The following is a 20995-nucleotide window of genomic DNA, read 5'->3' on the forward strand; positions in this document are numbered from 1 at the left end:
ACGATGAATCCCGCTTCCCTGATGTTCCTGGCCTTCGCCATGTCCACCGATGCCTTTGCCGCCGCCGTCGGCAAGGGTGCCAGCCTGCACAAGCCCTGCCTGCGCGAAGCCCTACGTACCGGCGCCATCTTCGGCGTCATCGAAGCCATCACCCCGGTGATCGGCTGGGCCGTCGGCCTCACCGCCGCCCAGTACGTCCAGCCCTGGGATCACTGGATCGCCTTCACCCTGCTCACCGTGCTCGGCCTGCGCATGATCTGGGCCGGCTTCGGCGCGCCCGAGGCCGAAGAGGAAAAGCCCCGCCAGCATTCCTTCATGCTGCTCGCCCTGACCGCCGTGGCCACCAGTATCGATGCCCTCGCCGTGGGCGTGGGCCTGGCCTTCATCGACGTCAACATCATCACCGCCGCCCTGGCCATCGGCCTCGCCACCATGATCATGGTCACCACCGGCGTGATGCTGGGCCGGGTGATGGGTAATCTGGTCGGCAAGCGCGCGGAGATGCTCGGTGGCGTGGTGCTGATCGTGATCGGCGCGGCCATCCTCCATGAGCACCTGGCCACCGTGGCCAGCTGATGGCCCGGCCCTGGCGTAGCGCCCTCCTCCTCCTGGCCGCCCTGCTGCTGGCAGCCCTGGGCTTTCTCGCCTGGCAGCGCTTCTGGCCGGCCCAGGCCGCCTCTGGCTGGCGCTACGAAGTGGCCCATGGCGACATCGCCAAGGCCAGCGCCCTGGCCTGGCAGGGCGATGCCCTGCTCACCGCGGAAGAACTCAAGGACGGCAAGGGCCGCCTGCTGCGCATCGATGCCCAGGGCCGGCGCAGCGTGCTCAGCGAGGGGCTGTACAAGCCCGATGGCCTGGTGCCCTACCGCAACGGTTTCGCCTACAGCCAGGAAGGTGGCACCCACCCTATCCGCTGGTTCGACGCCGCCGGCAGTCGCGATCTGTTCACCGGGATCAACGCCCAGGGCCTCTGGGCCGAAGGCGAGCGGCTCTATGCCGTGGAAGACCGCAAGGGCGAAGGGCGCCTGCTACGCTACGACGCCGCCGATGGCAGCCTGACCGTGCTGCGCGACCACCTGGACGAGGCGGAGTCCTTTACCCGTTGCCCGGATGGCACGGCCTTCTATACCGAGAAAGCCCGCGGCCTGGTGCGCCAGCTGAGCTACGACGGCCGTGATCCGCCGGCGCTGAGCGAACTGCGCGAGCCGAGTTTTCTGCTCTGCGACCGGCGCGGCCTGTGGATCAGCGAAGACTCCACCCACCGCGCCCGCCTGCTGCTCTGGGATCGCCAGTCAGCCCCGCGCGCCATCCTGACCTTCCTGCGCGCCCCCCAGGCCTTGCTGCCACGGGGCGACGGCTACCTGCTGGCCGAAGGCGGGCGCAACCGCATCATCGCCCTCGAGCCGCGTTAGCGCATGCGCTTCAGGGTATCGTCCTTGCGCACTAGGTGATGCCAGAGCGCGGCCAGCACGTGCAGGCCGATCACCCAGTAGAAGGCCTTGCCCAGCCAGAGGTGCACGCCCTTGAGCGTCTTCGCCAGTTCCGGGTCAACCGGGAAGGGCGAAGGCAGCGCCCAGGTGCTGGAAGGGATCTTGACCGCGCCGATGGTCAGCCAGACGGTGAACAGTCCGAGCAGCGGCTGGGCCAGCAGAAAGGCGTAGAGCCCGTAGTGGGTCAGCCGGCCGACGGTCTCCAGGCTCTTCGCCAGCGGCGGCGTGATCGGCGGTACCGGATGGCGGTGGCGCACCAGCAGTCGCGGCAGGACCAGCGCCAGGACCAGCAGGCCGACCCAGAAATGACTGAGCACCACCCACTGGCGCTCCAGCGAGCCTCGCTCGAACTGCCCGCGATTGAGGATCAGTCCATAGGCCAGCAGTACCAGCAGGGCCATGAGCCAGTGCAGCAGCCGGGCGCTGCGCGCATAGCGGGAAACAGGAGAGGCGGAAGGCATGACGGGATCCTGCTACTGAGGTGAAGAGGCGCCGGCAGTGTAGCGGCGCCCGGGGGTTGAAGGTATGGGTGCAAGGCTCTAGCCACAGGGATTTTCCGCGGTATCCAGCAGCAGCTTGCTCAATTGCTGCTGCGGCTGGTGCACCAGGCCGGTGGGCGATTCGCAGACGCGCTGTACGAAGTTGTCGCTGAACAGGAGCTTGCCATGGACGAAGTGTTCGTCGGGGCGGCGATTGGGATTGTCGAGGCGGGTCCCCAGGCGCTCCGCCAGCCAGCTGCCGGCCTCGTAGTGGCTGATCCAGCGCTCGCCCTGCAGCTCGGCCAGGGGTTGGGGTGGAGCGTCCCGCGCCACCACGATCACCGGTACGTCGCTGACCTCGGGCACCAGGTCGTTATGGCCCCAGTGACCGCCCTCCCCCAGCCGCTGGCCGTGATCGCCGGTGATGATCAGATAGCGCTCACCCTCCAGGCGATCGAAATCGGCAAGGATCTCGGCGAGCAGGCCGTCGAGATAGTGCAGGGAATTGTCATAGGCATTGGCCTGGCCCTCGGCCCCGCTATCCGGCCAGGGCGCCAGGGTGCTCTCGTGCCGGTAGTTCTGCGCATAGGGCAGGTGCGCGGTGCGCAGATTCAGCACCACGAAGTTGCGCGGCGCCCACTGCTGCTCGTCGAGGATCTCCAGCAGGGCGCGATCCTGGCGCTGCAGGAAGCGCAGCGGATGGTCCTCGCGGGTAATGGAGACGTCCAGGTAGCGACTGCCCAGGTGCGCCAGTAGCTTGGACTCCTGGGACGACAGCCAATGGGTGCGAAAGCCGGCGGCCTGGGCGAAGCGGAACAGATTGATCTCGCCGCTGCGCAGGCGCTGGTCCTGGCCCGGTTCGCGGATCGGATTGAGCAGATAGGGCAGGCTCACGTCGGTGGCCACCCCCGCCGCGATACCGGGTCGGATCAGCGCCTGGGGATTGGCCGCCAGGTAGGCCGACAGCCTGGGGCTGGTATCGCGCGGGTAGCCAAAGGCGCCCAGGCGATCGCTGCGCAGGGAATCGGCCACCACCAGCCAGACATGCCGCGCAGTGCTGGGTATGGGGGCCAGGCCATAGGGTGCATAGGCGGTGGGCGGCAGGACGACATCGTCCCGCCCGGCCAGGCGCACCGCCCAGGCGGAAAAGGCGTTGAGGCTGTTGTGCAGACCGCTGCGACTGGGACTGGGCACGAAGGCGTCGAGGTTGCGGTAGGTGGCGCGATAGGGTTTGGACAGCAGCACCGCGGCGATCAGCAGCAGCGCCCAGCGACTGGCCGGCAGCGGTACCCGGCCTGGCAGCTGGAGATGCAGGGTGAGCAGCAGGCCATAGGGCAGGCCCACGCAGAGCAGCACCGGCCAGTGTTCGGGCAGGCTGAGCCACAGCGTCTGGCGCACCTCGGCGGTATCGCCCAGCAGGGCCTGGATGTCGATGGCGCTGAGCGGCTCGCCGAAGAAACTCAGGTTGCCCAGCTGCAGCAGCTGCATCAGCGCGAATCCCAGCAGGATGACCGCCGCCAGGCGCGGCAGGTTGCTCAGCCAGAGCGCCAGGCTGAACACCCAGAGCGCGGCGACATAGCCCGCTTCCAGCTCGGCGCGGTTGTTTGGCGTGAAGCCTTGCTGCAGGACGTCGTCGGCCAGCAACAGCAGGCAACTCAGACTGCTGAGCAGCAGCAGATTGCGCCAGGGCCGCCAGCCCGAGGCGCGCGGGCGGGAGAAGGCTGCGAGCAGCATCAGGGTGCCCTGCGTACGCGCGAGGAAAGGCAAAGGCAAGCGGGCATGGCGGGCTCCAGCGACAGGGAGCCGCTACCCTGAGGGGCGAACCTTAATGAAGTCTTAGCGGCTCATGCGCGGTAACAGATGAGCCGAGAGGTCAGATACCAGCCGACCGGCTTGACCCTGAAGTCACTTCAGGCTTCAGGATAATCGGCAAAGGGCCTTTGCCCTCTGCCTCCTCAACGCTTCGGAGACCTGTAGATGAGTGGCTCCACCCCTAACCACGACCACGACCACGATCATCAGCATGGCCACGACCATGGCCATGGTCACTCCCACGCCCCGCGGGTGACCGCCGCCAACGAGCGTAAGCTCAAGCTGGTCTTCGTCCTGACCTTTGGCTACGCCATCGTCCAGGCCGTGGGCGGCTGGTGGTCCGGCTCCCTGGCGCTGATCGCCGATTCCGGGCACATGGTCTCGGATGCCGCGGCCCTGCTGCTGGCCCTGGTGGCCTACCGCGTGGCGGCCAAGGCGGCCAATGCGCGCTTCACCTATGGCTTCCACCGGGTACGCATCCTCGCCGCCCTGACCAATGGCGTCGCCCTGCTGCTGCTGGTGCTGTGGATCGGCTGGGAAGCCATCATGCGGCTGCGCGAGCCCACCGAGGTGCTCTCCGGCCCCATGCTGGTGGTGGCGATGATCGGCCTGGTGGTCAATATCGTCGGCTTCGTGGTGCTCAACAGCGGCCACAAGGACGACAGCAACCTGCGCGGCGCCCTGCTCCATGTGGCCGGTGACCTGCTGGGTTCGGTGGGCGCCATCGTCGCCGCCCTGGGCATCCTCTGGACCGGCTGGACCTGGCTGGATCCGGCGCTGTCGATCCTGGTCGCCCTGCTCATCGTCAAATCGGCCTGGACCCTGGTGCGCGATGCCGGCGCGGTGCTCTTGCAGGCGGCGCCGCGGGAATTCGACACGGCCGGCGCCACGGCGGCGGTCCGCGCCCTGCCGGAGGTGGCCGAGGTGGGCCATCTGCACGTCTGGACGCTGACCGACGAAACCCGCATCGCCACCCTGCACATCACCCCGGCGCCGGGCAGCGACCCCCTACGTCTGCCGACCCTGGTGGGCGAGCTGTTGCGCAGTCGCCACGGCCTGCAGCACGTGACGGTACAGGTGGATCCGCCGGGCACCCTCGACGGGCACTGCGCCTAGTCACGCGGGGAAGACTCATCCAGCGGGCGGCGGCGACCGGTCAGCATCGACAGCGGCAGGTTGTCGCCCACCCGCAGGCTCTCCACCACGGCGGCCACGGCATGCAGGCAGACCAGCGCCAGCAGGCCGTTGGCGAAGAGCGCGTGCAGGTCTTCGGGCCAGTCGGCGCCCCAGAGGGCATCCACCTCGCGCATGAGAAAGCCGGTGACGCCCAGGCCGCCGATGGCAGCCATCATCAGCAGCATCACCAGGGCGCCCACGGGCGAATGGCCGAGGCGATGATGGGGCCGCCCCTGCCAGAGATCACGCAGGTGAGCGCTCAGCCGCGCACGGGTCGGCCAGCAGTCGCTCCAGCGCGCGCTGCGCGGGCCGACGAAGCCCCAGACCAGCCGCACCAGCAGCCAGGCACTGGCGTAGTAGCCGATCCAGCGGTGCCAGAAGGCGCCCTTCTCGTTGAAGAAATAGTTGGCGAAGAAGGCGGCGGCGACCGACAGGTGGAACAGCCGTACCAGGGGGTCCCAGAGCCGCACGGTCGCCGTCTTCATCAGCTGCCGATCTCGCTCTTGACCGCCTTGCCGCTCACCGGGTCGTGATAGATCTCGACCTTGCGCTTGTCCTTGTCGAAGCCGTAGATCTCGTAGCAGTTGCCCTTGGTGATCTTGAATTTCTTGATCTCGTAGCCCTGGTCACGCAGCTGCGCCTGGAATTTCTCGGCGTCCTGCCAGGTGGACTTGTCCGCCTGGGTGCACTGGGGTTCGGCGGCAAGGGCCAGGGGACTTGCGAACAGCAACGGCAGCAGCAGGCGGCGCATGGCGACACTCCTCGTGGTTGGAGTGGCCAGACTCGGCGCCGAAGCTTAATGCAGTCTTAGGACGCAACGCCCGGTAACAGTTGCCCCTGCCGCTGCGCCAGAACGCCGGCGATGATGGCGCCCTGGCGGCATTGCCGAGAGAGGAAGGCGATCGTGCGGGTACTGCTGGTGGAAGACGACGCGGCCCTGGCCCAGGGCATTCGCATGGCCCTGCGCGGCGAGGGCTATACCCTGGACTGGGTGGCTGACGGCCTGGCCGCCGAGCACGCCCTGGCGTCCGAGCGCTTCGACCTGGTGCTGCTGGACCTGGGCCTGTCGCGCCTCGACGGTCTCGACCTGCTGCGCCGCCTGCGCAGCCAGCCCGACGGCCAGGTGCCGGTGCTGGTGCTTACCTCTCGCGACGCCAAGGCCGATCGCATCCAGGGCCTGGATGCCGGCGCCGACGACTACCTGGTCAAGCCCTGCGACCTGGACGAACTCAAGGCACGCCTGCGCGCCCTGATCCGCCGCAGCTGTGGTCGCGCGCAACCGCTGCTGGAGCACGCCGGCATCAGCCTCGATCCGGCCAGCCAGGTGGTGCACTACCACGGCGCCGAGGTGGCGGTGACGCCCATGGAATACCAGCTGCTGCACCAGTTGCTGCTGCGACCGGGCGCCGTCATCACCCGCGAGCGGCTGAGCAACGCCCTCTATGGCTGGCAGGAAGCCGCCTCAGGCAACACCCTGGAAGTGCTCATCCACAACCTGCGCAAGAAACTCGACAGCGGCCTGATCCGCACCGTGCGCGGGGTGGGCTATCTGCTGGAGCGTCAGCCATGATCGCCATCCGTACCCGCATCCTCGCGCCCACCCTGGCCCTGGTGCTGGCCGGCAGCCTGACCCTCGCGCTGTTGGCCCTGCGCGACAGCCATCGCGAGATCGAGGGCATCTACGACGCCCAGCTGGTCCAGGGCGCGCGCCTGCTGGAAGGCCTGCTGCAGGCCGGCACGCCGGCGGCGGCCAGCTGGCCGGAGCTGATCCGGGTGTTCGATCGCGCCATGCAACCCGTGCCCGGCAGCGTACCGGCGCACCCCTACGAGAATCAGCTGACCTTCCAGATCTGGACCGCCGATGGTCAGTTGCTGGCTCGTTCCGGCAATGCGCCGCGGCTGACCGAGGTGCCGCCGGAAGGGCTGCACGAGGTGTTCGACAAGGGTCGCGAATGGTGCGGGATGCTGGTGCGTACCGCCGAGGGCGGTCTGCGCATCTGGGTCGGCGAGCGCGAGGACCTGCGCCAGGACCTGATCCAGCGCATCGTCAGCCATACCCTCTGGCCGACCCTGGTCGGTTTGCCGCTGCTGGTCGGGGTGCTCTGGCTGCTGCTGGGCTGGGGCCTGCGACCGCTGCAGGACTTCGCCCGCGGCCTGCGCGCGCGTGATCCCCACAGTCTGGCGCCGCTGCCGGGCGGCCCGCTGCCGCCGGAGTTGCAACCCATGCGTGGCGCCCTGGATCACCAGCTCGCCCAGTTGCGCGCCCTGCTCGACCGGGAACGGCGCTTCATCGCCGATGCCGCCCACGAATTGCGTACGCCGCTGGCGATCCTCGACCTGCATGCGCAGAACGCCCAGCGCGCCGAGACGGCCGAGGAGCGCGACGAAGCCCTCGGCTATCTGCGCCAGGGCGTCAGCCGGGCCACCCGCCTGGCCAGCCAGTTGCTGACCCTGGCGCGCCTGGAACCCGGCGCCCCCCAGGTCCAGGCGCTGGACCTGGAGCCCCTGGTGCGCGAAGAGCTGGCGGAATTGACGCCCCTGGCACTGAAGCGGCAGGTGGAACTGGTATTGGCGGCCCAGGTCGGACCGGCGGTGCTCGGCGATCCGGACGCCATCGCCATCGCCCTGCAGAATCTGGTGACCAACGCCCTGGCCTTCGCCCCCGCCGGCAGTGCGGTGGAAGTCGGCATCGAAACCAGCCAGGACCAGAGCATCTTGCTGCGGGTGGAGGATCGCGGCCCCGGGGTGGACGAGGCCGAGCTGACGCGCTTGTGCGATCGCTTCTACAGCGCCGGCAACCCCCAGGGCGCCGGGCTGGGGCTGGCCATCGTCGAGACCATCACCCGCCGCCTGGGCGGTGCCCTGAGCTTCAGCAATCGCGCCCGGGGCGGCTTTTGCGTGGAATTGCGCCTGCCGCGCGCGGGCTAGGCCTGCTGGTAGCCGCGGCTCACAACCGATCGCGCAGGGCGGGTCAGGCGCAGGCCGAGGCCCATCAACAGCACCACGCCCACCGCCATCAGCAGCCAGGCGTTGGCCAGGCTGGCCAGATGGTCGCGCAGGAGGCCGGCGGCCAGCGGCGCCAGGCTGGCGATCAGATAGCCACCGCCCTGGACGAAGCCGAGCAAGGCACCGGCTTCGGCGGGATCGCGCACCTGGTCCATCGCCAGGATCAGCGACAGCGGAAACAGCGCGCCGATGCCCAGGCCGAGCAGGATGGCGGTCGGCACCGCCAGTTGCAGCGGCGCCATTGCCAGGCACAGCAACCCCACCAGCACCACGCCGAGCACCCCCAGCACCAGCGGCCGGCGATTGCGCAGCCGGGCGATGATCGCCGACAGCAGCAGGCCGGCGCTGACCTCGGCGAGACTCACGCCGCCCAGCAGCAGGCCGCTGTCGGCCGGTTGCCAGCCGAGGCCGGTGTAGTACGGCGGCAGCCAGGCCAGCACCAGGGTATAGGCGGCGGTACCGATGCCGAAGAAGGCCAGCAGCAGCCAGGCCTGGCGCTGCCGCCAGGGTTGCGCGCGGGGTGCCGCGTGCTGCGCCGGCGCATCCGGCCGCGCCAGTACCAGCCAGACGCCGAGCGCCAGCAGCACCGGCAGGGTCCAGAGCGCCAGGCCCTGGGCCCAGCCCCACTGTTCGGCCAGGGGCGCGGCGGTGGCCGCCGCCACGGCCGCCCCACCCATGATGCCGGTGGTGTAGAGGCCCATCAGGGTGCTGGTGCGCTGCGGATGGCAGCGGCGGATGTAGGCGGGGATCAGCGCCTGAACCAGGGCAATGCCGACGCCGCCCAGACCGGCGGTGAGGATCAGCCCCAGGCCGCTCGGCTGTTCCCAGCGCAGCGCATTGGCCAGGGCCAGCAGCAGCAGGCCGAGGGCGATGCCACGGCGCTCGCCGAGCCAGGCCTGCAGCCGGGCGCCGCCCAGGGCGCAGAGACCCATGGCGGCGATGGGCAGGGTGGTCAGCGCCCCGGCGCCGCTGCCTTCCAGGCCGGTGGCTGCCTGGATGCCATCCAGCAACGGGCCGATGGCGGCCAGGATGGGTCTGAGGTTGAGACCAACCAGCAGCACCAGCAGCACGGCGAGAAAGGCGTCCTGGCGCGGCGCGGGTGTGGTCGGGGATGAAGGTGAAGCGGAAAGCATGGACAATCTCCAGAATGACGCGGTATTTCTCTTGATGAGAAGTATCTTAACATCAAGATATATTCCTGAGGTAAGCCGATGGCCGATCGCGCCGAATTCGCCGTGGACCAGTGGCATCGCGAGCGCCCCGACCTGGATGCCCTGCCCATGCGCCTGGTGGGCCGCCTGGGTGAAGTGGCCCAGGTGCTCAATCGCGATGTGCTGCAGCCTTTTTTCGACGAGCACCGACTGCACTATGGCGAGTTCGATGTCCTGGCCACCCTGAGGCGAGCGGGCGAGCCCTACGCCCTGAGTCCCACGGTGCTCTATGAGTCGGCCATGATCTCCTCGGGCGGCATGACCAATCGCCTCGACCGCCTGGAGCGAGCCGGCCTGATCGAGCGGCGCAAGAATCCCGAGGATCGCCGCAGTACCCTGGTGGCCCTCACCGCGGACGGCTTCGCCCTGATCGATGGCCTGATGGCCGCCCACGTCGACAACGAGCGCCGGGCCCTGGCGACGCTCAGCGAGGCCGAGCAGCAGCAGCTGGACGCCCTGCTGGGCAAGTGGCTGGCCAGCCGTGCGACGGCCTGACGCCATGCTCATCGACTTCAGCTCATGCAACGGCTTGCACGCCGTGGCCCAGGACTATGCCCATGGCGAACGGGTGCCGTCCCATAGCCATCGCCAGGCGCAGCTGACCCATGCGCTCTGCGGCGTGGTCATCGTCAACACCGCCCAGGGACGCTGGGTGGTGCCGCCCGGACGGGGGGTCTGGGTGCCCGCCGGCGAAGAGCACGACCTGCAGTTGCTGGGCCGCGTCGAGGTACGCACTCTGTTCGTCGATCCGCAGGTACGGGCCGAGCTGCCGACACGCTGCCAGCTGATCGCCGTCTCGCCGCTCCTGCGCGAACTCATCCTGGCCGCCCTGCCCCTGCCCGCCGACAGACCTGCCGAAGGGCGCGCCCACCATATTCTGCAGCTGATGCTCGACGAGTTGCAGGGCTCGCCCACCGCCGGACTGCACCTGCCCTGGCCGGTGGATGCCACCCTCGCTGAACTCTGCCGCCACCTGCGCCAGCACCCGGGCGAACGCTGGACGCTGACCGGCGTCGCCGCGCGACTGGCGGTCAGCGAGCGCACCCTGAGCCGACTGTTCCTCAAGGAGACCGGCCTGACCTTCGGCCAGTGGCTGCAGCGGGCGCGACTGGATTCCAGTCTGACCTCCCTGGCCGCCGGCCACGCCATCGTCGACGTCGCCCTGGACCACGGCTACGCCAGCCCCAGTGCCTTCGCTACCCGTTTCCGCCAGGTGCTGGGGGTATCGCCCTCGGCCTATCGCGGCCAGGCGGGTCTGCCCGACGCGGTCAGCCCCGCCGCGCCCTGAGTCCCAGCTCGGCCGGATCGACGAGCCCCAGGGCCGCGCGCTGCTCGGTATTGGCGGCCAGGGCCAGGCGACCGCCATAGGGATGGCGCGGATGGATGGTCAGCTGGTTGCAGGCTTCCACCACGCTGGCCACCTCCTCCAGGCGGGAGAAGTCGATCCCCGGCGTGATCCCCTGGCTGTAGAGATTCAGCGCCAGGGTCACCAGGTCGACGTTGCCGGTGCGCTCGCCATTGCCGAACAGGCAGCCCTCCACCCGCGTGGCCCCGGCCAGCTGGGCCAGTTCGGCGCAGGCGACGCCGGTGCCACGGTCGTTGTGCGGATGGACGCTGATGGTCACGTGGGGCGCCGGACCCAGGCCACGGATGAAGCCCTCGATCTGATCGGCATAGACATTGGGCGTGGCCACTTCCACCGTCGCCGGCAGATTGAGGATCAGCGGGCGGTCCGCCGACGGCTGCCAGGCCTCGCGCACCGCCTGGCAGATCTCCAGGGCGAAGTCCGCTTCGGTGAAGCAGAAGGTTTCGGGCGAATACTGATAAATCCAGGCCGTCTCCGGCTGGGCGTCGCACAGGGCACGCACCCGCTGGGTACCGGCCACCGCCATGGCCAGGGTGGCGGCGCGATCCTGGTCGAACACCACCCGGCGAAACAGCGGCGCGGTGGCGTTGTAGAGATGAACGATGGCGCGGGGTGCCCCGACCAGGGCCGCGAAGGTGCGCTCGATCAGTTCGCTGCGTGCCGGCGTCATCACCTGCAGCCAGAGATCGTCCGGCAGGCCGTCCGCGGTGACCAGTTCGCGCACGAAATCGAAGTCGGTCTGGGACGCCGCCGGAAAGGCCACCTCGATTTCCCGGTAGCCGATCGCCAGCAACAGGGCGAAGAAGCGCCGCTTGCGCTCCAGCCCCATGGGCTCGATCAGTGCCTGGTTGCCATCGCGCAGGTCGGTTGAGCACCAGCGCGGTGCCTGGGTCAGCTGACGGCCCGGCCATTGGCGGTCAGGTAACGAGGGCGCGGCGAAGGCGCGGTACTTGGTCTGGGGTTGCTTGAGCATGGGGGACTCCAGGGCTGGGCCTCAGAGTCTGACCGCCCCACCGGTCCGCTGCGCTCGCGAGCAGGACAGCCCCCTGCGCGATCCGGACAGCGACGGGCGAAAAAAAACCGCCGGGGAAGGCCCCGGCGGCTTCTCTGTCAGCGCTCCCAGGTCAGCCCACCGAGATGCGCTCCAGCGGCACCGGCTTGAGTCGTGGCGTGAGCACATGGATGACCACGATGGCCACCAGGTAGGCACTGCCGGCGACGATGAAGATCGGCTGGTAGGACTTGAAGATCTCCAGGATGTAGCCGTTGTAGGTGGTCATCAGCATGCCACCAATGGCGCCGGCGGTACCGCCGATGCCGATCACCGAGGCCACGGCTTCCTTGGGGAAGAGGTCCGACGGCAGCGTCATCAGGTTGGCCGACCAGGCCTGGTGGGCCGCGGCGGCGAGGCCGATGATGCCGACCACCAGCCAGAGGCTGGAGACGAACTGGGCGGTGACGATGGGCACGACCGCCAGGGCGCAGAGCAGCATGGTGGTCTTGCGCGCCAGGTTGGCGCTGCGGCCCAGCTTCATCTGCTTGGAAGAGCCCCAGCCACCCATCACCGAACCGATGTCGGCGAGGATGTAGATGGCGATCAGCGGCGGACCGAAGGATTTCAGATTCAGGCCGTAGGTCTTGCCGAGAAAGTCCGGCAGCCAGAACAGGTACAGCCACCAGATCGGATCGGTGAGGAACTTGCCGGCGGCATAGGCCCAGGTCTCGCGGAAGGTCAGCAGCTTGAACCAGGAAATCTTGGTCGGGGCGCTCGGGGTGGCCGCCACCGGGGAGCCGTCGTCGGCCTGGATGTAGGCCAGCTCTTCACGACTCACCTTGGGGTGCTCGTGGGGGCGGCGATAGATCAGCAGCCAGGCGATCAGCCACAGGGCGGTGACGATGCCGATGGAGATGAAGGCCGCGCGCCAGCCCCAGGCCAGGGTGATGGCCGGAACCAGCAAAGGTGTGATGATCGGACCCATGGCGGTGCCGGCGTTGAACAATCCGGTGGCCTGGGCGCGTTCCTTTTGCGGAAACCATTCCGACACCGCCTTGAGGCTGGCCGGAAAGCTGCCGGACTCGCCGAAGCCGAGGGTGAAGCGCACCAGCACGAAGTGGGTGACGGTATGGGCGATGCCGTGACCGATGCTGGCGATGGTCCAGATGGTGAAGGCCAGGGCATAGCCGATGCGCACCCCGACCTTGTCGATGATGCGGCCAAAGGTCAGGAAGCCGATGGCATAGGCGCACTGGAACCAGAACACGATCTTGGCGTAGTCGGTCTCCGTCCAGCCCAGGTCCGCCTGCAGCGTGGGCTTGAGGATGCCGATCATCTGGCGATCGATGTAGTTGATGCCGATGGCGATGAACAGCAGGGCGCAGATCAGCCAGCGGTAGCGGGTGATGCGGGAGGCTTGCTGGGTAGCGGCGACGGGCGGGACCTGCGGCCGCAGGGCGGACTCCGTCTCGGGAGTGACCTGGATAGTCATTGAATGGGCTTCCTGACTTGTTGTTATTGACCGGCGTGAACCGGGGTCGTTGGAAAGCTGTTACCAGATATTCATATGACATCGTATGAGTGACTTTCGAAGGTGTCAATCCACCCAAAGCAGAGTGGTCAGACATCTCTCAAGAGGCTAGACCCGGGCCTCTCAAGCCCGCCTTGGTGCTCGCGCCTGGCACCCGCCCGGCCCGTGGACACCGCCGTGAAGAATCTGTGACGCGCCTGGCACTTTCTCATCCCGGGTCGTCTAATGCCGGTCTTTGAAGCGAAGCCGTCGCCTCATCCCTCTTGCCGAGCCTGCCGTGCCTGTCGCCGACATCCCTTCCCTGCTGGCGCGCCTTGCCGAGCTGGAGCAGAGCAATCAGCAGCTGCGCCAGCAGCTCGACGCCCGCGTTGCGCCTCCTGAAAACAGCACGACCCTGGCCAGCGAACGCTACCAGTTCCTGTTCAACGCCATGGATGAAGGCTTCTGCATCATCGAATTCATCGACGGCCCCCATGGGCCGCTGAGCGACTACGTGCATGTCGAGGCTAATCCGGCCTATGCCGCCCATGCCGGCATTCCCAACGTGGTGGGCCAGAATTTGCGCGACATGGTCGGCGACGAGGCCCAGGCCTGGCTGGATCGCTATGGCCATGTGCTGCGTACGGGCGAAGCCATCCGCTTCGAGCAGGAACTGGTGGCCACCGGGCGCTACCTGGAGCTGACCGCCTTTCGCATCGAGCCGGCCAGCCGCCGCCAGGTCGCCGTGCTGTTCCAGGACATCACCCCTCGCAAGCGTGCCGAGGTGGCCCTGCGGCAACTCAACGAAACCCTCGAAGAGCGGGTGCAGGCGGCGCTGGTCGCCAATCGCATCCTGGCCAACGTGGTGGATGCCGCCAGCTCCATGATCCACGTACTGGACTTCGATTTCCGCTGGCTGGCGGTCAACGGCTCCGGCGCCGAGGTGTTCGAAGAGGTGATCGGGGTAAGGCCGCGCATCGGCGACTCCTTCAGCGAAAGCCTGAAGCGGCGGCCTGACCTGCGTGACGGCATCCTCGCGCACTGGCGCCGCGCCTTCGCCGGCGAGACCTTCAGCACCATCATCTCGGTGCACAGGGGATCGCTGCAGCATCATTACGAATTGCAATTCAGTCCGCTGCTCGACGCCGAGGGCCAGCGCATCGGCGCCTATCAGTTCGCCTATGACGTCACCGAGCGCCTCAACGAGCAGGAGCGCATCCGGCTCATGGAAGAAGCCCTGCGGCAATCGCAGAAGATGGAGGCCGTCGGCCAGCTCACCGGTGGCATCGCCCATGACTTCAACAACCTGCTGACCGGCATCCTCGGTTCGCTGGAATTGCTCGACCTGCGCCTGCGCCAGGGCCGGCTGCAGGACCTCGAACGCTACACCGGCACCGCCCGCAGCGCCGCCCAGCGCGCCGCCGCCCTGACCCACCGGTTGCTGGCCTTTTCCCGTCGCCAGACCCTGGATCCGCAGCCGGTGGCCCTGGAGCAACTGGTCATCGGTCTGGAAGACCTCATCCAGCGCAGCATCGGCCCGCAGATCGCCCTGGAGCGCGAGGCCGATCCCAGGCTCTGGCTGACCCACATCGACGGCGCGCAGCTGGAAAACGCCCTGCTCAACCTCTGCCTCAACGCCCGCGACGCCATGCCCGACGGCGGGCGCATCCGTATCGTCCTGAGCAACGAGCGCCTGGACGAGACCCAGGCCGAGCGCCAGGCGCTGCCCCCGGGTGACTATGTGCGCCTGAGCGTGGGCGATACCGGCAGCGGCATGAGCGACGAGGTCCTCGACAGGGCCTTCGACCCCTTCTTCACCACCAAACCCATTGGCCAGGGCACCGGGCTGGGATTGTCCATGGTGCACGGCTTCGTGCTGCAGTCGGGTGGCGAGATCCGCATCGACTCCGCGCCCGGCGCCGGTACCTGGGTACATCTCTATCTGCCGCGCCAGCGCCTGGCACCGGTGGCCAGCGCGCCGGTCTATCCCGAGCTCGAACCCAGCCGGCCCGGCCAGGGCGAGACCATCCTGGTGGTGGATGACGAGCCGACCATCCGCACCCTGCTGGTGGATGCCATGCTCGCCCAGGGCTACCAGGTGCTGGAGGCAGCCGATGCCGCCACCGCCCTGGCACTGGTCACGTCTGCTACCCCTCTGGATCTGCTGGTGACCGACGTCGGCCTGCCGGGGACGCTCAATGGCCGCCAACTGGCCGATGCCCTGCGCCGGCTACGGCCGCAGTTGCCGGTGCTGTTCATCACCGGCTATGCCGAGGCCAATGTCATCGGGGACGGCGATCTCGACGCCGGCATGCGGGTCCTGACCAAGCCCTTCACCCTGGATACCCTGGAGCGACGAATCCAGGCGATGCTGCAGCCGTCCTGAGCGGCGACCGGGCAACACCTGATAGCTCTTTGCTATCATCGGCCATCTGCGTCGCTACCCGTGCCCTCGACCATGGACAAGCTCTCCTTGCTTCACCTGCTGCTGATCTTTACCGCCATCGCCTGCATGGCCCTGCTGGCCGAGTTGATTCGCTAGCGGCGTTAAGGCAGCCATAAGGCGGGCGGTGGCAAGCTCTCCTCCATGCCGAAAGGCATCGTAGAAGCTGACATCTGCGCTTTTAGCCCGGGAGGATCCCGGGCTTTTTTTTCGCGTCGACAAAATGCGCAGCAGTCCACGGGTCCGCGCTTTGCCACTGCAGCGCCCTCTGCCGGGCCTGGCAAGATGAGGCTCAGGTCCAGGAGGGACAGTCATGATCACCAGGATGCCGTCAGCCCACGCTCAGTCGCTCGCCTTCGATGTCTGCCCCCTCGGCGCCGACGTCCAGTCCCTGTCCATCGATCTGCTCCGCCAGGGCTTTCTGGCGCTGGATCATCATGGGCAGCTGGACATGAGTCGCGAGCTCAAGCGCCAGTTGCGCGAGCGGCTGGTCGAACAACTGGATGCCCAGCTGCCCGCGGTCGCGGCCGCCGCGCTGGAACGCTCCACTCCGCAACCGCAACCGCAGGCCTTGCCGCAGCGTCGCAGCCGCGGCGGCTGATCGTCCCTTTCAGTCCCGATAATCCGGCTCCAGCCGCAGCAGCTGGCGCTTCACGCTTTCCAGATGCAGCCGGGCGCTGTCGGCGTTGCCCTGCAGCAGCTGCTGGCAGGCGGCGTGCGCGATGGCCGGTGCCACTGGCTTCAACGGCCGGCCGCTGGCCATGGCCTTGAGTTGCACCTCGGCGGCGCGCTCCAGGTAGTAGAGATCGTCCCAGGCCTCGGCGATGCTCGGCCCCAGCACCAGCGGTCCGTGATTCTTCAGCATGACCACCGCCGCGTCACCCGCCGCCCGAGCGATGCGTTCGCCTTCGGCCGCATCCAGCGCCAGGCCGTTGTAGTCCTCGTCCACGCTCAGGCGGTCATAGAATTTCAGCGCGGTCTGCCCGGCCCAGACGAAGGGGTCGCCCTCCAGCAGGCAGAGCGCCGTGGCGTGGGGCATATGGGTGTGGAAGGCCGCCCGCGCCTGGGGATTGAGCCGGTGCAGCTGGGCATGGATATAAAAGGCGGTGGCCTCGGGTGCCCCCTCCCCCACGACCACACCGCCCGCGAAGTCGCAGATCAGCAGCGAGGACGCCGTAACCTCGGCGAAGGCCAGGCCATAGGGATTGACCAGGAACAGGTCGTCGTGGCCGGGCACCACGAAGGAAAAGTGATTGCAGATCCCCTCGCCCAGGCCCAGGCGAGCGGCCATGCGAAAACAGGCGGCGAGATCGATGCGGGCCTGGCGGATGACCGGGGTATCCAGATCACGGTGACGGGTAGCGGCGACGGTACTCTCGAAGGCGTGGGCCATGGGCAGCTCCTTGGACGGGGACCCAGGCGTTGCACAAAGGATGCCGCCCCCTGTCATGGCGTTGTCATCATAAAATTGCAGCAATCCCTTGTTACATCTCTGCTGTCTTTCCACCTGCGCAGAGAATCTTCCATGACGTTCCTTCCTACCCGTCTTGCCCGTGCCTGCAGTCTCGCCCTTCTTGCCAGCTCGGCCGTCATGGCCGCGGAACCGGCGCGCAACGTCATCCTCTTCATTCCCGATGGCCTGCGCGCCAATATCGTCGATGCCCAGACCGCACCGAATCTGACCCAGCTGCGGCGCGAGGGCGTGAACTTCCAGAACAGCCACTCGCTGTTCCCGACCTTCACCACGCCCAATGCCTCGGCTCTGGCCACCGGGCACTACCTGGGCGACACCGGGGATTTCAGTAACACGATCTACACCGGCTTCCCGGTTCCAGGGGCGAACAACAGCGTCACGCCCTTCCTGGAAAACGACGAGGTGCTGGGCGACGTCGACGAGCACTTCGCCGGCAACTACCTGGACGAGGAAACCCTGCTCGCCGCCGCGCGCCAGGCGGGCCTCTCCACCGCCGCCGTCGGCAAGCTCGGCCCGGTGGCCATCCAGGACGTGACCGCCCGCGACGGCGAGAAGACGGTGATCGTCGACGACTCCACCGGCCATCCCACCGGCATTCCCCTGAGCGCGGCCATGCAGGACGCCCTGAAACAGGCCGGTCTGCCGCTGGAAGCCCCGAGCCGGGGCGCCAACGGCAAGGCCGGCAACGCCACCACGCCGGGCACCCTGAGCGCCAACGTCGAGCAGCAACGCTACTTCCTCGACGTCACCAACCAGGTGCTGCTGCCGCGTTTCAAGGAAAGCGGCAAACCCTTCGTGCTGGTGTTCTGGTCACGCGATCCCGACGGCACCCAGCACAACCAGGGCGACAGCCTGGGCAAGGTCACCCCGGGCATCAACGGCCCCACCAGCCTGGCCGCCATCCGCAACGTCGACGCCAACCTCGGCGCCCTGCGCGCCCGGCTGAAGGAGTTGGGCCTGGACGGCAACACCGACATCTTCGTCAGCGCCGACCACGGCTTCTCCACCATCTCCAAGGAGAGCAAGACCAGTCCGGCGGCCAAGGCCAGCTACCCCGACGTGCCCAAGGGGCAGCTGCCACCCGGCTTCCTCGCCCTGGATCTCGCCGCCGCGCTGAGATTGCCGCTGCTCGATCCGGACGCCAAGGGCGCCGCGGTGGCGATGGACCAGGGCCAGCACCCGAGCAAGGCCAATGGCCTGATCGGCCCCGACGCGGCCAAGCCGGAGGTGGTGGTGGCGGCCAACGGCGGTTCGGACCTGGTCTATCTGCCCCAGGGCGATGCCAAGGCGCTGGCGCCCAAGGTGGTCGCGGCGCTGCTCAAGCAGGATTACGTTAGCGGCCTGTTCGTCGACGACGACCTGGGCAAGATCCCCGGCACCCTGCCGCTCTCGGCGATCAACCTCAAGGGCTCGGCGCTCACCCCCTATCCGGCCATCGTGGTCAACTTCCGCTCCTATGACAGCGGCTGCGGCAAACCCGACGTCTGCGCCGTGGAAGTGGCCGACACCGGGCTGCAGCAGGGCCAGGGCATGCACGGCAGCTTCAGCCGCGGCGATACCCACAACTTCATGGCGGCCATCGGTCCGGACTTCCGCAAGGGCTTCGTCGACCTGAGTCCGGTCAGCAACGCCGACGTTGGACAGACCCTGGCGCACCTCTTACACCTGCAGATCCCGGCCAAGGGGCAACTGGTCGGTCGGGTGATCGGCGAGAGTCTGGAGAGCGGCAAGCCGGTCAAGGCCAGCCACCAGGTGCAGCGCTCGGCACCGGCGGCGGGCGGGCTGGTCACCGAACTCAAGACCCAGAATGTCGGCGACACCCGCTACTTCGATGCCGCCGGCTTCAAGGGACGCTCGGTCGGGCTGTGATCCATGCCTAGAGGCTAAGGGTGCCGCGGATGCAGTCCTGCACCACGCCCCCCACCCAGATGCGGTCGGCGATACGGGCTACCCGTACCCGGCCGCGCCGGCCCAGCGCCGTGCCCTGGCTGGCCAGGTAGCGCTCCGGCGCCAGGCCCGCCGGGATCAGCCACTGCGCCAGGCTGGCGTTGAGGCTGCCGGTGACCGGGTCTTCGGCGAATTCCTCGCCCATCAGGGCGCGCACCTCGAATTGCGCCTCGGCATCGCTGCCCGTCCAGGGGGCGATCAGGCCGACGTTGAGGCCTTCCAGGGCGGCATAGTCCGGGCGGATCGCCAGCAAGTCCTCACGACTCTCCAGAAGCACCGCGACCCAGCCGGGACCGTTGTCGGCCCACTGGCTGGCCTGGATGCGTTCGGGCGAAAGACCGGTGCCGCGGGCGATGCGTGCCAGGACCTCGGGCTCCACCGCGCCGCCTCGCACCAGCGGCGGCGCGGCAAAGGCCAGTTCCTCTCCGGCGGCACGGATCGCCACCAGGCCGGCGCCGCATTCCTGGATCACCTCGCCGCCCTTGGGTCGTCCGCCTTCACGCAACCAGACATGGCAGCTGCCCAGGGTCGGATGACCGGCGAAGGGTAGCTCGCGCTGCGGGGTGAAGATGCGCACCTGGTAGTCCGCCGCTGGATCGGTGGGTTCGAGGAGAAAGGTGGTCTCCGACAGGTTGGTCCAGCGCGCCAGGGCGGCCATCTGCGCGGTGGAAAGCCCATCGGCGCCACAGACCACCGCCAGGGCATTGCCCTCCAGGGGGCGCTGGGCGAAGACATCGACCTGATGAAAGACGAGGGACATGACGGCGGACTCCTGGGGCAAAGAGCCGATTGTCCGCGGTCGGCAGGCGCTAGGAACAGCCACAGTCAGGTGGCCAAGGGGCCGTACAGAAGGGTGTTGCGCGTGGGATTCGCGTGGAAAACGCTGCGCGGTTTTCCACTCTACGGTGTTGCCCTACGGCATCGACGCGGGGCTTGCCCTCACCCCAGCCCTCTCCCGGAGGGAGAGGGGGCGGTTCTGCGCGGAGGTTGGCGCCACTCCGTAGCGTGGACAACGGCGCAGCCTTGTCCACAGTCCGTAGATCCCTCGCAGGTTGGCGCTGAGCACAGTGAAGCCCAACGGTCGGACCACCCGCCCTCACCCCAACCCTCTCCCAGAGGGAGAGGGGGCGGTTTCGAGCGGTGATGGCGCCACTCCGTAGCGTGGACAACGGCGCAGCCTTGTCCACGAATCCGCCGCCCACCCGTAGGTTGGCGCTGAGCGCAGCGAAGCCCAACGCAGGTACGGCACCCTCACTCCACTGCCGGCCGCGCGAAGATGCGGGTCACCGCATCGAGGTGCGCGGCCATGGCCTGGCGGGCGGCGTCGGGGTCGTGGGCTTCCAGGGCGTCGAGGATGGCGAGGTGCTCCTGCTGGGAGCGGTCGGGCATGTCTCCCGGGGTGTAGCGGCGCTGCAGGAGCTGGAACATGCTGCCGTAGCGATGGCCGAGCAGGTGGCGCAGCAGCAGCGCATAGGCCGGATTGCCGCTGGCCTGGGCGATGCGGATATGGAACAGCCGGTCGCCGGGATGGGTGGTGGAGCCCAGGCGATTATCCTCGACGTTGCGAAAATAGGCAGCGCGGATGCCGGCCAGTTCGCTGGCGCTGGCGTGCCGGGCGGCCAGGGCGGCGGCTTCCGGTTCCACCAGGCGGCGCGCCTGCAGCAGGGCGAAGGGCGGGATCTCGGCGTCCAGATCCAGCGCCAGGCTCAGCTCCGGATCCATTTCCGCCCACTGGCCGCGCCCGGCCAGCTCCAGCACCGGGGTGTCCGGTGGCGGCGGGGCACTGGGGGCGCAGACTCGCACACCGTCGCCGACGCGCACGTCCACCAGGCCGATCACCTCCAGGGCGATCAGCGCCTCGCGCACCGAGGCGCGACTCACCCCCAGTTGCTTGGCCAGTTCGCGCTCGGCGGGCAGGCAACTGCCCGGCGGGTATTCGCCGCCGTCGATGAGGGCGCGCAACTGGTCGGCGATCTGCCGGTAAAGCCGTGGTTTTTCAATCACCTGAAGGGGCATGGCGGTCTCGTCTCATGCAGCTCGCGCAGTCTGCCGCGAAAAAATCCTTGCCTGAGAGCCTAGCAGGGTCT

Annotated in this window: 20 protein-coding genes; 10 read left to right on the forward strand and 10 right to left on the reverse strand. The window is 68.1% G+C overall.

Annotated features, from left to right (window positions below):
- Positions 1 to 3 precede the first annotated feature (3 nt).
- Entirely contained in the window at positions 4 to 576 is a 573-nt protein-coding gene (gene mntP, locus AABM56_RS19000; RefSeq protein WP_133861361.1) for a manganese efflux pump MntP, read from the forward strand.
- Positions 576 to 1412, forward strand: coding sequence for a hypothetical protein (locus AABM56_RS19005; RefSeq protein WP_133861362.1), 837 nt, complete (start codon positions 576 to 578; stop codon positions 1410 to 1412). The genes mntP and AABM56_RS19005 overlap by 1 nt, the downstream gene beginning before the upstream one ends.
- Here AABM56_RS19005 and AABM56_RS19010 read toward each other — a convergent pair.
- Both AABM56_RS19010 and AABM56_RS19015 read right to left on the reverse strand, forming a co-directional pair.
- Positions 1409 to 1951 (reverse strand): cytochrome b, encoded by a 543-nt coding sequence (locus AABM56_RS19010; protein WP_133861363.1) that lies wholly within the window; start codon positions 1949 to 1951, stop codon positions 1409 to 1411. The two genes, AABM56_RS19005 and AABM56_RS19010, sit on opposite strands and share 4 nt — an antisense overlap.
- A 78-nt stretch (positions 1952 to 2029) precedes the next feature.
- The gene (locus AABM56_RS19015; RefSeq protein ID WP_133861364.1) at positions 2030 to 3703 is read right to left on the reverse strand and encodes a phosphoethanolamine transferase; all 1674 of its coding nucleotides are present in this window, start codon (positions 3701 to 3703) and stop codon (positions 2030 to 2032) included.
- 243 nt (positions 3704 to 3946) lie between these two features.
- On the opposite strand from AABM56_RS19015, the gene AABM56_RS19020 reads away from it, so the two are divergent.
- Complete coding sequence (locus tag AABM56_RS19020) at positions 3947 to 4897, forward strand: cation diffusion facilitator family transporter (protein WP_347883624.1); 951 nt, start codon at positions 3947 to 3949, stop codon at positions 4895 to 4897.
- On the opposite strand, the gene AABM56_RS19025 is transcribed toward AABM56_RS19020, so the two are convergent.
- Both AABM56_RS19025 and AABM56_RS19030 read right to left on the reverse strand, forming a co-directional pair.
- Positions 4894 to 5442 carry a cytochrome b/b6 domain-containing protein gene (locus tag AABM56_RS19025; protein ID WP_347883625.1) on the reverse strand — a complete coding sequence of 183 codons (549 nt, stop codon included), beginning with the start codon at positions 5440 to 5442 and terminating at the stop codon, positions 4894 to 4896. The two genes, AABM56_RS19020 and AABM56_RS19025, sit on opposite strands and share 4 nt — an antisense overlap.
- Positions 5442 to 5708 carry a PepSY domain-containing protein gene (locus tag AABM56_RS19030; RefSeq protein WP_133861367.1) on the reverse strand — a complete coding sequence of 89 codons (267 nt, stop codon included), beginning with the start codon at positions 5706 to 5708 and terminating at the stop codon, positions 5442 to 5444. The genes AABM56_RS19025 and AABM56_RS19030 overlap by 1 nt, the downstream gene beginning before the upstream one ends.
- Before the next feature lie 153 nt (positions 5709 to 5861).
- On the opposite strand from AABM56_RS19030, the gene AABM56_RS19035 reads away from it, so the two are divergent.
- Entirely contained in the window at positions 5862 to 6527 is a 666-nt protein-coding gene (locus AABM56_RS19035; RefSeq protein WP_347883626.1) for a response regulator, read from the forward strand.
- On the forward strand, positions 6524 to 7885 hold the full coding sequence (locus tag AABM56_RS19040) for an ATP-binding protein (protein ID WP_133861368.1): 1362 nt from the start codon (positions 6524 to 6526) through the stop codon (positions 7883 to 7885). The genes AABM56_RS19035 and AABM56_RS19040 overlap by 4 nt, the downstream gene beginning before the upstream one ends.
- On the opposite strand, the gene AABM56_RS19045 is transcribed toward AABM56_RS19040, so the two are convergent.
- Positions 7882 to 9096, reverse strand: a complete 1215-nt coding sequence (locus AABM56_RS19045; RefSeq protein WP_263259585.1) for an MFS transporter — start codon at positions 9094 to 9096, stop codon at positions 7882 to 7884. The two genes, AABM56_RS19040 and AABM56_RS19045, sit on opposite strands and share 4 nt — an antisense overlap.
- 78 nt (positions 9097 to 9174) lie before the next feature.
- Here AABM56_RS19045 and AABM56_RS19050 point away from each other — a divergent pair, with 78 nt between their 5' ends.
- Both AABM56_RS19050 and AABM56_RS19055 read left to right on the forward strand, forming a co-directional pair.
- Positions 9175 to 9669, forward strand: a complete 495-nt coding sequence (locus AABM56_RS19050) for a MarR family winged helix-turn-helix transcriptional regulator (protein WP_166655912.1) — start codon at positions 9175 to 9177, stop codon at positions 9667 to 9669.
- A gap of 4 nt (positions 9670 to 9673) precedes the next feature.
- Positions 9674 to 10462: a helix-turn-helix transcriptional regulator gene (locus tag AABM56_RS19055; RefSeq protein ID WP_347883627.1), complete on the forward strand. Its 789-nt coding sequence runs from the start codon at positions 9674 to 9676 to the stop codon at positions 10460 to 10462.
- Here AABM56_RS19055 and AABM56_RS19060 read toward each other — a convergent pair.
- Together AABM56_RS19060 and AABM56_RS19065 are read right to left on the reverse strand one after the other, a co-directional pair.
- Positions 10443 to 11513 (reverse strand): 2-isopropylmalate synthase, encoded by a 1071-nt coding sequence (locus tag AABM56_RS19060; RefSeq protein ID WP_133861370.1) that lies wholly within the window; start codon positions 11511 to 11513, stop codon positions 10443 to 10445. The genes AABM56_RS19055 and AABM56_RS19060 overlap by 20 nt on opposite strands.
- A gap of 151 nt (positions 11514 to 11664) precedes the next feature.
- Positions 11665 to 13026, reverse strand: a complete 1362-nt coding sequence (locus AABM56_RS19065) for an MFS transporter (protein WP_133861371.1) — start codon at positions 13024 to 13026, stop codon at positions 11665 to 11667.
- Positions 13027 to 13342: 316 nt separating this feature from the next.
- Between AABM56_RS19065 and AABM56_RS19070 the strand changes: the two genes are divergently transcribed.
- A complete protein-coding gene (locus AABM56_RS19070) occupies positions 13343 to 15430 on the forward strand; it encodes a PAS domain-containing protein (protein ID WP_347883628.1) in 2088 nt (695 codons plus the stop codon).
- Positions 15431 to 15800: 370 nt separating this feature from the next.
- Positions 15801 to 16088: a hypothetical protein gene (locus AABM56_RS19075; protein ID WP_263259587.1), complete on the forward strand. Its 288-nt coding sequence runs from the start codon at positions 15801 to 15803 to the stop codon at positions 16086 to 16088.
- A gap of 9 nt (positions 16089 to 16097) precedes the next feature.
- Here the strand turns inward: AABM56_RS19075 and AABM56_RS19080 are convergent, their stop codons facing one another.
- Positions 16098 to 16880, reverse strand: coding sequence for an aldolase (locus tag AABM56_RS19080; protein ID WP_263259588.1), 783 nt, complete (start codon positions 16878 to 16880; stop codon positions 16098 to 16100).
- Positions 16881 to 17012: 132 nt separating this feature from the next.
- Here AABM56_RS19080 and AABM56_RS19085 point away from each other — a divergent pair, with 132 nt between their 5' ends.
- Positions 17013 to 18830: an alkaline phosphatase family protein gene (locus AABM56_RS19085; protein ID WP_263259589.1), complete on the forward strand. Its 1818-nt coding sequence runs from the start codon at positions 17013 to 17015 to the stop codon at positions 18828 to 18830.
- Positions 18831 to 18837: 7 nt separating this feature from the next.
- Here AABM56_RS19085 and AABM56_RS19090 read toward each other — a convergent pair whose 3' ends face one another.
- Entirely contained in the window at positions 18838 to 19668 is an 831-nt protein-coding gene (locus tag AABM56_RS19090; protein ID WP_347883629.1) for a PhzF family phenazine biosynthesis protein, read from the reverse strand.
- A 491-nt stretch (positions 19669 to 20159) separates the two neighbouring features.
- Positions 20160 to 20924, reverse strand: coding sequence for a FadR/GntR family transcriptional regulator (locus AABM56_RS19095; RefSeq protein ID WP_263259591.1), 765 nt, complete (start codon positions 20922 to 20924; stop codon positions 20160 to 20162).
- Positions 20925 to 20995 lie beyond the last annotated feature (71 nt).

Source organism: Pseudomonas aestiva, from assembly GCF_039908605.1.
Taxonomy (GTDB): Bacteria; Pseudomonadota; Gammaproteobacteria; order Pseudomonadales; family Pseudomonadaceae; genus Chryseomonas; species Chryseomonas aestiva.

Excerpts from the sequence above, each read along its gene's own strand:
- AABM56_RS19075 (WP_263259587.1), top strand. The coding sequence starts at position 15,801 with ATGATCACCAGGATGCCGTCAGCCCACGCTCAGTCGCTCGCCTTCGAT.
- AABM56_RS19050 (WP_166655912.1), top strand. The coding sequence starts at position 9,175 with ATGGCCGATCGCGCCGAATTCGCCGTGGACCAGTGGCATCGCGAGCGC.
- AABM56_RS19065 (WP_133861371.1), bottom strand. The coding sequence starts at position 13,026 with ATGACTATCCAGGTCACTCCCGAGACGGAGTCCGCCCTGCGGCCGCAG.
- AABM56_RS19040 (WP_133861368.1), top strand. The coding sequence starts at position 6,524 with ATGATCGCCATCCGTACCCGCATCCTCGCGCCCACCCTGGCCCTGGTG.
- AABM56_RS19015 (WP_133861364.1), bottom strand. The coding sequence starts at position 3,703 with ATGCTGCTCGCAGCCTTCTCCCGCCCGCGCGCCTCGGGCTGGCGGCCC.
- AABM56_RS19010 (WP_133861363.1), bottom strand. The coding sequence starts at position 1,951 with ATGCCTTCCGCCTCTCCTGTTTCCCGCTATGCGCGCAGCGCCCGGCTG.
- mntP (WP_133861361.1), top strand. The coding sequence starts at position 4 with ATGAATCCCGCTTCCCTGATGTTCCTGGCCTTCGCCATGTCCACCGAT.
- AABM56_RS19025 (WP_347883625.1), bottom strand. The coding sequence starts at position 5,442 with ATGAAGACGGCGACCGTGCGGCTCTGGGACCCCCTGGTACGGCTGTTC.
- AABM56_RS19080 (WP_263259588.1), bottom strand. The coding sequence starts at position 16,880 with ATGGCCCACGCCTTCGAGAGTACCGTCGCCGCTACCCGTCACCGTGAT.
- AABM56_RS19055 (WP_347883627.1), top strand. The coding sequence starts at position 9,674 with ATGCTCATCGACTTCAGCTCATGCAACGGCTTGCACGCCGTGGCCCAG.
- AABM56_RS19045 (WP_263259585.1), bottom strand. The coding sequence starts at position 9,096 with ATGCTTTCCGCTTCACCTTCATCCCCGACCACACCCGCGCCGCGCCAG.
- AABM56_RS19005 (WP_133861362.1), top strand. The coding sequence starts at position 576 with ATGGCCCGGCCCTGGCGTAGCGCCCTCCTCCTCCTGGCCGCCCTGCTG.
- AABM56_RS19030 (WP_133861367.1), bottom strand. The coding sequence starts at position 5,708 with ATGCGCCGCCTGCTGCTGCCGTTGCTGTTCGCAAGTCCCCTGGCCCTT.
- AABM56_RS19090 (WP_347883629.1), bottom strand. The coding sequence starts at position 19,668 with ATGTCCCTCGTCTTTCATCAGGTCGATGTCTTCGCCCAGCGCCCCCTG.
- AABM56_RS19020 (WP_347883624.1), top strand. The coding sequence starts at position 3,947 with ATGAGTGGCTCCACCCCTAACCACGACCACGACCACGATCATCAGCAT.
- AABM56_RS19085 (WP_263259589.1), top strand. The coding sequence starts at position 17,013 with ATGACGTTCCTTCCTACCCGTCTTGCCCGTGCCTGCAGTCTCGCCCTT.
- AABM56_RS19095 (WP_263259591.1), bottom strand. The coding sequence starts at position 20,924 with ATGCCCCTTCAGGTGATTGAAAAACCACGGCTTTACCGGCAGATCGCC.
- AABM56_RS19060 (WP_133861370.1), bottom strand. The coding sequence starts at position 11,513 with ATGCTCAAGCAACCCCAGACCAAGTACCGCGCCTTCGCCGCGCCCTCG.